This window comes from Sphingobium sp. B11D3A (genome assembly GCF_025961695.1).
In the GTDB taxonomy this organism is placed as follows: Bacteria; Pseudomonadota; Alphaproteobacteria; order Sphingomonadales; family Sphingomonadaceae; genus Sphingobium.
On record NZ_JAOQOE010000001.1, the window covers coordinates 1,888,775 to 1,897,500 of the forward strand.

Sequence of the window (8,726 nt, forward strand, 5' to 3'; positions counted from 1 at the left end):
GCGATATTGCGGCACGACCGCTGGCCGATCTGCGATTGCGGGAGACATTTGAATGAACCGGACGAGAGCACCGATCCAGCCTCTCATCACTTGGGCGATCGGGCTGGTGGCAAGCGCGGCACTGGTGGCGGCGCCTGCCGCTGCCCAGATCAACACGGTCGATCCCAACACGCAGATCGACGCAGATCTCGCGCCCGGCGCACCGGCGAACCAGACACCGCTGCCATCCGAGCCTGCGCCGTCCTACCCGCCAGCCGATCCGGTCTATAACGATCCGGCAACCAGCCCGCCGCCCGCGCCCCCGGCGAGCACCACGGCCCAGACCGCGACCACAGCGACCGAGGCCGCCGGCGTGCCGGAGAACGCCGCCGCGAACACCTACAAGAAGGACGATCTGATCGGCGCGGCCGAGGGCGTTTTCGGCAAGGGCGCCGAAGGGCTCGCCGGCATCATCGAGAACATCCTCAAGGATCAGGGCGAGCCGATCGCCTACATCGCCGGGCGCGAGGCCTCGGGTGCCATTGGCATCGGCCTGCGCTACGGATCGGGTACGCTGTTCCACAAGATCGAGGGCCAGCGCGACGTCTACTGGACAGGCCCGTCCATCGGCTTCGACCTCGGCGGCAATGCCGCGAAGACCTTTGTGCTCGTCTACAATCTCTATGACAGCCAGGAACTCTATAAGCGCTTCCCGGCCGGCGAGGGCGCCGCCTATCTCGTCGGCGGTTTCAACGCGAGCTACATGCGCTGGGGCGATATCGTGCTCATCCCCATCCGGCTTGGCGTCGGCTATCGGCTCGGCGTCAATGCCGGCTACATGAAGTTCACCGAAAAGCGCAACTGGCTGCCCTTCTGAGCCTTCGCGCGAGCGGCGCTCGACCGATCGGGTAAAGCGCCGCTTTGCGCGGGCAGAGACAAACTCATCCCACGCAGCGCTGGTCTGTGCGCGCGCAGACGCTAGATTGGCGGCATAACACCGCGCACAGGAGACAAGACCATGGCCGACAGCGACCCCGCCAACAATCTGCCCGCCGGATATGTTCCGCCCAAGGTGTGGCGCAACGAGACGGAGAATGGCGGGCAGTTCGCCAGCATCAATGCGCCGACGGCGGGCGCGCGGCAGGACATCACCCTGCCCATCGGCGAACATCCGCTCCAGCTCTATTCGCTGGGCACACCCAATGGCCAGAAGGTCACGGTGATGCTCGAGGAGCTGCTGGCCGCGGGCTATGACGCGGAATATGATGCCTGGCTGATCAAGATCTACACCGGCGAGCAGTTCGGCAGCGATTTCGTGAAGATCAACCCGAACAGCAAGATTCCGGCGATGATGGATTACAGCCAGAACCCGCCGCTGCGCCTGTTCGAGAGCGGTTCTATGCTGGTCTATCTGGCCGAGAAGTTCGGCGCCTTCCTGCCGACCGACGTGCGCAAGCGCACCGAGACGTTCAACTGGCTGATGTGGCAGATGGGCTCCGCGCCGTTCGTCGGCGGCGGCTTCGGGCACTTCTATGCCTATGCGCCGATCAAGATCGAATATGCCATCGACCGCTACGCCATGGAAACCAAGCGCCAACTGGACGTGCTCGACAAGCAATTGGCCGACAAGGAATTCATCATCGGCGACGAGATCACCATCGCCGATTTCGCCATCCTGCCCTGGTATGGATCGATGATGCGCAGTGCCTATGATGCGCAGGAGTTCCTCTCGGTCCATGAGTATCGCAATGTCGACCGCTGGGTGACGCAACTCCATGCCCGCAAGGGTGTGAGCCGCGGCCTGCTCGTCAATGCTGCAGGACGCCCCGGCGGCGGCATCGCCGAGCGACACAGCGCCAAGGATCTCGACGACGCCATCGCCGCAGCGGCGGAAAGCGCGCCCGCATGAGGCGGCTTTAAACGCACAACGCGCATGGCCGGGTCAGCCAGGCCCGGCCATGCGCATCATCCTGCCTGTCCGGATTCCCCGGTTATCAAGGCGCCGAACAGCCCCGCCGAGAAATTTCTTCACGCATTTAAACGGTGCGGGAACCAAAATGCCTGATTGGCGTTCCCCTCGGGGGTCTGAGCTATCTGCCCTTTTGGCATCTGAAAGGGCGGGCATTAAGTGCTTCATAATAATCGCGAAGTGTTTCTCTATGCCGCCATCGCCTTCCTTCTGGCGATCCCGTTCGCCGGAGACCTGATCTTTCCCCTCGGCACCGCTGTCTGGGTCATCTACCTCCTCCCCACCGTTCTCGCATTCCTCGCGTCCGCTCCCCTCGCGCCGCTCGTCACGGCCTCGCTGGCAACGCTGCTGACGATCATGGGCTTCTTCTTCGCGCGCGATGGGGTCGATCCGAACATCGCCATCGTCAACCGCGTCATCGGCGCCTCCGTGAACTGGCTGCTGGCCGCTGTTGGCGTCATGTTCATCCGCAGCAAGCTGGAAATCGCCCGGCAGGATTGGCTGCAGGCCGGGCAGGTCGGGCTTGGAAATGCCGTTGCTGGCGACCTTTCGATCGAAGAGGTCTCCCAGCGGGCCTTGCGCTACCTGGCGGAATATCTCGGCGCGCAAGCGGCTGCCCTGTTCGTTCGCGAGCAAGCGAGCTTTCAGCGCCGTGCCGTCTATGGCGTTCCGCAGGACGCCCCCATTCCGCAAGAGATCACGCCAGACGATGGGTTGCTCGGTCAGGCCGTACGCGACAAGCGCAGCTTTCTGCTGACCGAGGTGCCGGAAAATTATCTCTATTACGGCTCGGCGTTCGGCCGGGCGGTCCCGCAGCAGATTCTGGTCGCGCCCGCGCGCGCCGATGGCGAAGTCAACGCCGTGATCGAACTGGGATTGACCGGCAAGGCTGCCCATGATGCCGAAGCCTTCATGACGCGGATCGCCGCGCAGCTTGGCGTCTCGATCCGCTCGGCAGCCTATCGGTCGCAGCTTCAGGCGCTGTTGGAAGAAACCCAGCATCAGGCCGAGGAACTGCAGGCGCAGGGCGAAGAACTGCAAGCCAATAATGAGGAGCTGGAAGCGCAGAGCCAGCGGCTGCTGGAATCGCAGGCGCGGCTGGAAGCGCAGCAGGCCGAGCTGGAGGAGAGCAATGCCTCGCTGGAAAATCAGGCCCATGAGCTTGAGGCCCAGCGCGACGAGCTGGAACAGGCCCAGGCCTCGCTTGAGGAGCAGACCGCCGAGCTTGAGAAGGCCAGCCGCTACAAATCCGAATTCCTCGCCAACATGTCGCACGAGCTGCGCACGCCGCTCAATTCGCTGCTCATCATGGCGCGGCTGCTCGGGGAGAACCGGGCAGGCAATCTCTCGGCCGATCAGGTCAAGCACGCCCGCACGATCGAATCCTCCGGCAATGATCTGTTGGCGCTGATCAACGACATTCTCGACATCTCGAAGATCGAGGCGGGCAAGGTGGAGCTGGACATCCGCCCGGCCAAGCTCTCGACCATGTTCGAGCGCCTGAGCGCGACCTTTTCCGCAGGCGCGACCTCGAAGGGGCTGGCGCTGCGGACGGAAATCGACCCCGGCCTGCCAGCCGACATCCGCACCGACGCCCAGCGCGTCGAGCAAGTGCTCAAGAACTTCCTCTCCAACGCGATCAAGTTCACGGCCGCCGGTGAGATCACGCTGCGGGCATCGGCCGCACCGGGCGGCGGGGTCGCGCTGAGCGTGCGGGATACGGGCATCGGCATTCCGGCCGAGAAGCTCGGCATCATCTTCGATGCCTTCCGACAGGCGGACGGGACGGTCAGCCGCAAATATGGCGGCACCGGCCTTGGCCTGTCGATTTCTCGCGAACTGGCCGGGCTGCTCGGCGGTTCGGTCGGCGTCGAGAGCGCTGCCGGCGAAGGCAGCGTGTTCACGCTGACGCTGCCGCTCGAGCTGGAGCCATCTGCGCTCGATCAGGGCCGCTCGCAATCCCGCCCTGCCCTGCCGGAACCGGCGCGTGGGCCGGCGATGCCAGCCTTGCCGCGCCAGTCGCCGGTGGCGGATGATCGCGAGGTGCTTTCCGGCGATTCCCGCTTGATCCTCGTCGTGGAGGATGATGCGCGTTTTGCGGAAATCCTCGCCGACCTCTCGCACGAACTCGGTTTCCAGTGCCTCGTCGCGGGAACGGCGGACGAAGGCGTCTTGCTGGCCCGGCAATATCTGCCCCACGCCATCATCCTCGACATGAACCTGCCCGACCACACCGGCCTCTCCGTGCTCGACCGGTTGAAGCGCGACGTGCGCACGCGGCACATCCCGGTGCATATCGTTTCGGTGAGCGAGGATGCACAGGCGGCGCTGGCCAATGGCGCCGTGGGCTATCTGCTCAAGCCGGTGCGGCGCGAGCAACTGGTCGACATGCTCGAAGCGCTGGAGACGCGCATTTCGCAGCGCGTGCGCCGGGTGCTGGTGGTGGAGGATGATGCCCGCCAGGCCGAGAGCATCGGCCTGCTCTTGGGCTCGCGCGATGTCGAGACGGTGGCCGCACATAGTGCGGCGGAATGCCTCGACCAGCTGGGCACGACCAGCTTCGACTGCATGGTGCTGGACCTCAACCTGCCCGACACGCCCGGCCTCGATCTCCTCGAACGGCTGAGCGAGGATGAGACCATCGGCTTCCCGCCGGTGATCGTCTACACCGGCCGCGACATCTCCCCCGAGGAAGAGCTGCGCCTGCGCCGTTACTCCAAGTCGATCATCGTCAAGGGCGCCAAGTCACCCGAGCGGCTGCTCGATGAGGTGACCTTGTTCCTGCACCAAGTCGTCTCCGAGCTGCCCGAGGCGCAGAAGGAGATGGTGGTCCGCTCGCTCAACCGGGACGTCGCGCTGGATGGCAAGACCATCCTCGTGGTCGAGGATGACATTCGCAATGTCTATGCACTGACCAGCATTTTCGAGCCGCATGGCACCACCATTCGCATCGCCCGCAACGGCCGGGAAGCGCTCGACGCGCTGGACCAGTCCGCAAAGGGCGAGGCGCCGATGGTCGATCTGGTGCTGATGGACGTGATGATGCCGGAGATGGATGGCCTGACCGCCACCCGCCACATCCGCGGGCAGAACCAGTGGCGCAACCTGCCGATCATCGCCCTGACCGCCAAGGCCATGGACCGCGACCAGCAGGAATGTCTGGCAGCGGGCGCCAATGATTATCTCTCCAAGCCGCTCGACGTGGACAAGCTATTGTCACTGGTGCGCGTGTGGATGCCGCGATGACCCCCGAAGCCGAGCTTGCCCCGCTGGACGTGCTGGAAGCCGATCTGCTGATCGAGGCGATCTGGCGGCATTATCATTATGACTTCCGCGGCTACTCGCGCAATTCGCTCCACCGCCGCCTGCTGCGCGCCCAGCCGCATCTTGGCTGCGAGAGCTTCTCCCAGATGCAGCATATCGTGCTGCGCAGCCCCGCCGCCTTTGGCGAGCTGATGCGCTACCTGACCATCCAGGTGAGCGAGATGTTCCGCGACCCCGATTATTTTCGGGCCCTGCGCGAGCAGGTGATCCCGCACCTGCGGACCTACCCCTCGATCAAGGTCTGGATCGCCGGCTGCGCCAATGGCGAGGAATTCTATTCCATGGCCATCCTGTTTCGGGAAGAAGGGCTGGAGGAGCGCACGATCTTCTACTGCACGGACATCAGCCCCGGCGCGCTCAACAACGCGCAGAGCGGCGTCTACGAGCAGAGCCGCATCGCGAAGTTCACCGAGAACCACCGGCTGTCCGGCGGACACACATCCCTCTCCGATTATTATACCGCAGCCTATGGCGGCGTGGTGTTCGACAAGTCGCTGCGGTCGCGCGCGGTGTTCGCCGAGCACAGCCTCGCGACGGATCAGGTGTTTGCCGAGGCGCATCTGATTTCCAGCCGCAATGTGCTCATCTATTTCGACCGCGACCTGCAGGACCGCGCGATCGATCTCTTCGCCAATTCGCTGGTGCGCGGCGGGTATCTCGGCCTAGGTTCGCGTGAGACGCTGCGCTTCTCGCGGACGTCCGGCTGCTTTGATGACTTCGTGCCTCAGGAAAAAATCTATCGCCGCAACCTCGTCCCGTCACAGGAGCCCGGCCATGTCGCCTGATCCGGTCCGCATCCTCATCGTCGATGACGTGGTGGAAAATCTCGAAGCGCTCGAAGCGCTGCTGGCCCATGACGGCGTGGAGACGGCCCGCGCCGGTTCCGGCGCCGAGGCGCTGGAGCTGTTACTGGTCAACGAGTTCGCCCTTGCCCTGCTCGATGTGCAGATGCCGGGCATGGATGGCTTCGAACTGGCCGAGCTGATGCGCGGCACCGAGCGGACCCGCCGGATCCCGATCATCTTCCTCACTGCCGTCGCCACCGACGAGACGCGGCGCTTCCGCGGCTATGAAGCCGGCGCCGTCGACTATCTGCTCAAGCCGATCGATTCGCTCGTTCTGCGCAGCAAGGTGGAGGTATTTGTCGAGCTGCACCGGCATCGGCAGGCACTGGCGCGCCATGGCGATGAATTGAGCCGTGCACTGGGCCGGCTGCAGGCGCACCGCGACAACAGCCCGCTCGCCATCGTGGAGTTCGATGACAGCGAGCGGATCGTCGGCTGGTCGAAGGGCGCCGAGCGCATGTTCGGCTGGAGCGAGCGGGAAATGCTGGGCGGCGACCTCGCCACGACAGCCTGGAGCGATGCCGATGGCACTGCCCCCCTGCATAGCCTGTTCGCGGACTTCCGCGCCGGCGTGAAACAGCGCGACATGCTGAGCCTCGTGCTGCACAGCCGCCAGGGGACGGACATCGACACGGAATGCTATTGTTCCGCGGTCCATGGCGCAGGCGGGCGGCTGCTCTCGGTGGAAGTACAGATTCTCGACGTGACCGAGCGGCGCCGGGCCGAAAAGACCCAGCGGCTTCTGGTGGGCGAGCTCAACCACCGGGTGAAGAACACCATGGCCTCCGTGCAGGCCATCGCCTCGCAGACATTGCGCCATTCGGCCGATCCCGCCGATTTCGCGCCGACGTTCATTGGCCGCATCCATGCGCTGAGCAAGGCGCATTCGCTACTGAGCGAAGCGACATGGAAGGCCGCCAGCTTGCGCGAGCTGATCCACGGCCAGTTCGATATGGGCGTGGTCGGTCCCGACCGCCTCTCCGCGACCGGGCCGGACGTGGACCTGGAACCCGAGCCGTCCCTGCATCTCTCCATGGTCCTGCACGAGCTGGTGACCAACGCCCTCAAATATGGCGCGCTATCCACCGCAGAAGGCCAGGTCGCACTGAACTGGACGCTGGAGGATGAGCAACTGCATCTGGAATGGGTAGAGCGTGGCGGGCCGCCCGTCTCGCCCCCATCGCGCACCGGTTTCGGCAGCATGTTGATCGAGCGCAGCCTGCGCAGCGAAGGCGGGGCTTCCACCGCCACGTACGAGCCGGAAGGCCTGCGCTGGACCCTGACCCTGCCCTGTGCCGTCGTGAGGAAGTCCGCCCCCGCCGCGATCCCACGGACGGCGCCCCAGCCCGTCCTCCAGGTTACCACCGAAGGCTCGCTGGACGGCAAGTCTGTGCTCGTCGTGGAGGACGAGCCTCTGGTCGCGCTGGATATCCTGACCGTGCTGGGCGAGAGCGGCGCGCAGGTCATCGGGCCAGTCACCACGCATGACCAGGCGCTGGAGCAGGCCCGCACCGGCCAGTTCGACCTCGTGCTGCTGGATGGCAACCTGCAGGGCGAGACGGTCGAGGACATCGCAGCGCTGCTGCAGGCCCGCGCCATCCCGTTCCTGATGGTCAGCGGCTATGGTGCGGCGCAATTGCCGGACCTGCTCGCGCGCCAACCGATCGTGACCAAGCCGTTCAGCGCGGAGGAATTGCTCCGGGCCGCACGATCCCTGCTCGCGCCCAGCCCCGCCATGGATATCGCGGTCTAGCAAAGCCATCGAAGGAATGTCCTCGGGACGTGAGCAAGGTTAGTGAAATCTCCTACACATCGGGAAAATTTTCGCACCTTTCTGCCATGTCCGTTCCGCTGACGTTCAGCGAAATGGCGTAAAAGCGGCCCAGCCACAAATTGGCACGACACATGCTTTGGAAAGGACAGCGGGTCGAACGGATCGGCCCGCCTTCAAGGAGCCAACCGATGTCCGCCTCACACCCCTCGATGCTCGCACGCCCCGACACGCTGCTGGGAATCTGCCAGGCCGTTGGCGAGGATCTCGGCATCAACCCGACCTGGGTCCGGGCGGCGCTTGCCTGTGGGGTCTTCTTCAATCTCGCTGCGACAGTGGCCATCTATCTTGGCCTCGGGCTTGTCGTGGCCGTCAGCCGCTGGCTGTTCCCTGCGCCATCGCGCCCAATCGCTGATGTTGTGGTGGTCGACGCAGACGCCGCGCAGACCGAGCCGGCTGCAGAGACCGTCGATCAGGACACCCAAGCGCCACAGCCCCTGCCGCTGGCCGCCTGAGCCTATTCGGCTCCCGCACCTGCCTGACGATCAGTGCAGGCGCTGGCTGCCCTGCCCGTCGCCCCGCCGCGCGAACTGCATGAGCTGGATGATCAGTTCGTTGCGGTCGCGCAGCGCATCGGCTTCGAGCAGGGCCTGTTTGGCCGCCGGATCGAAGGGTGCGATCTGCGCGATGGCATTCACCAGCATCTCGTCGTCCAGTGTCTCGACCGCATCCCATTCGACCTCATAGCCAAGCGACGCGGCGAATGCCCGGGCCTCATCCTCCAGCGCGGCCCGCTCGCTGGGCGCCAGCACGCCGGGTTCATCCTCGGCGCCTTCGA

The 8,726-nt window shown here is 64.9% G+C and carries 7 protein-coding genes (1 of these 7 cut by a window edge); 6 read left to right on the forward strand and 1 reads right to left on the reverse strand.

Going from position 1 to position 8,726, the window contains the following annotated elements:
* Positions 1-52: 52 nt before the first annotated feature.
* The 6 genes from M2332_RS08970 (at position 53) to M2332_RS08995 (ending at position 8,403) form a co-directional block, all read left to right on the forward strand.
* Positions 53-856: a DUF1134 domain-containing protein gene (locus tag M2332_RS08970; RefSeq protein ID WP_264573796.1), complete on the forward strand. Its 804-nt coding sequence runs from the start codon at positions 53-55 to the stop codon at positions 854-856.
* A 141-nt stretch (positions 857-997) separates the two neighbouring features.
* A complete protein-coding gene (gene yghU, locus M2332_RS08975) occupies positions 998-1,888 on the forward strand; it encodes a glutathione-dependent disulfide-bond oxidoreductase (protein ID WP_264573797.1) in 891 nt (296 codons plus the stop codon).
* Positions 1,889-2,107: 219 nt separating this feature from the next.
* Positions 2,108-5,194 carry a response regulator gene (locus tag M2332_RS08980; protein ID WP_264573798.1) on the forward strand — a complete coding sequence of 1,029 codons (3,087 nt, stop codon included), beginning with the start codon at positions 2,108-2,110 and terminating at the stop codon, positions 5,192-5,194.
* Positions 5,191-6,057: a CheR family methyltransferase gene (locus tag M2332_RS08985; protein WP_264571847.1), complete on the forward strand. Its 867-nt coding sequence runs from the start codon at positions 5,191-5,193 to the stop codon at positions 6,055-6,057. The genes M2332_RS08980 and M2332_RS08985 overlap by 4 nt, the downstream gene beginning before the upstream one ends.
* Positions 6,047-7,870: a response regulator gene (locus tag M2332_RS08990; RefSeq protein ID WP_264573799.1), complete on the forward strand. Its 1,824-nt coding sequence runs from the start codon at positions 6,047-6,049 to the stop codon at positions 7,868-7,870. The genes M2332_RS08985 and M2332_RS08990 overlap by 11 nt, the downstream gene beginning before the upstream one ends.
* A 209-nt stretch (positions 7,871-8,079) precedes the next feature.
* Positions 8,080-8,403, forward strand: coding sequence for a PspC domain-containing protein (locus tag M2332_RS08995; RefSeq protein ID WP_264573800.1), 324 nt, complete (start codon positions 8,080-8,082; stop codon positions 8,401-8,403).
* A gap of 30 nt (positions 8,404-8,433) precedes the next feature.
* On the opposite strand, the gene M2332_RS09000 is transcribed toward M2332_RS08995, so the two are convergent.
* Positions 8,434-8,726 carry the 3' portion of an LON peptidase substrate-binding domain-containing protein gene (locus M2332_RS09000; protein ID WP_413715951.1) on the reverse strand. The gene runs 322 nt beyond the window's last position, so only the last 293 of its 615 coding nucleotides appear in the window; its start codon lies beyond the right edge, outside the window; the stop codon is at positions 8,434-8,436.

What these genes read in the sequence shown, in the direction of transcription:
- M2332_RS08970 (WP_264573796.1), top strand. Translation starts at nt 53, where the DNA reads ATGAACCGGACGAGAGCACCGATCCAGCCTCTCATCACTTGGGCGATC.
- yghU (WP_264573797.1), top strand. Translation starts at nt 998, where the DNA reads ATGGCCGACAGCGACCCCGCCAACAATCTGCCCGCCGGATATGTTCCG.
- M2332_RS08985 (WP_264571847.1), top strand. Translation starts at nt 5,191, where the DNA reads ATGACCCCCGAAGCCGAGCTTGCCCCGCTGGACGTGCTGGAAGCCGAT.
- M2332_RS08990 (WP_264573799.1), top strand. Translation starts at nt 6,047, where the DNA reads ATGTCGCCTGATCCGGTCCGCATCCTCATCGTCGATGACGTGGTGGAA.
- M2332_RS08995 (WP_264573800.1), top strand. Translation starts at nt 8,080, where the DNA reads ATGTCCGCCTCACACCCCTCGATGCTCGCACGCCCCGACACGCTGCTG.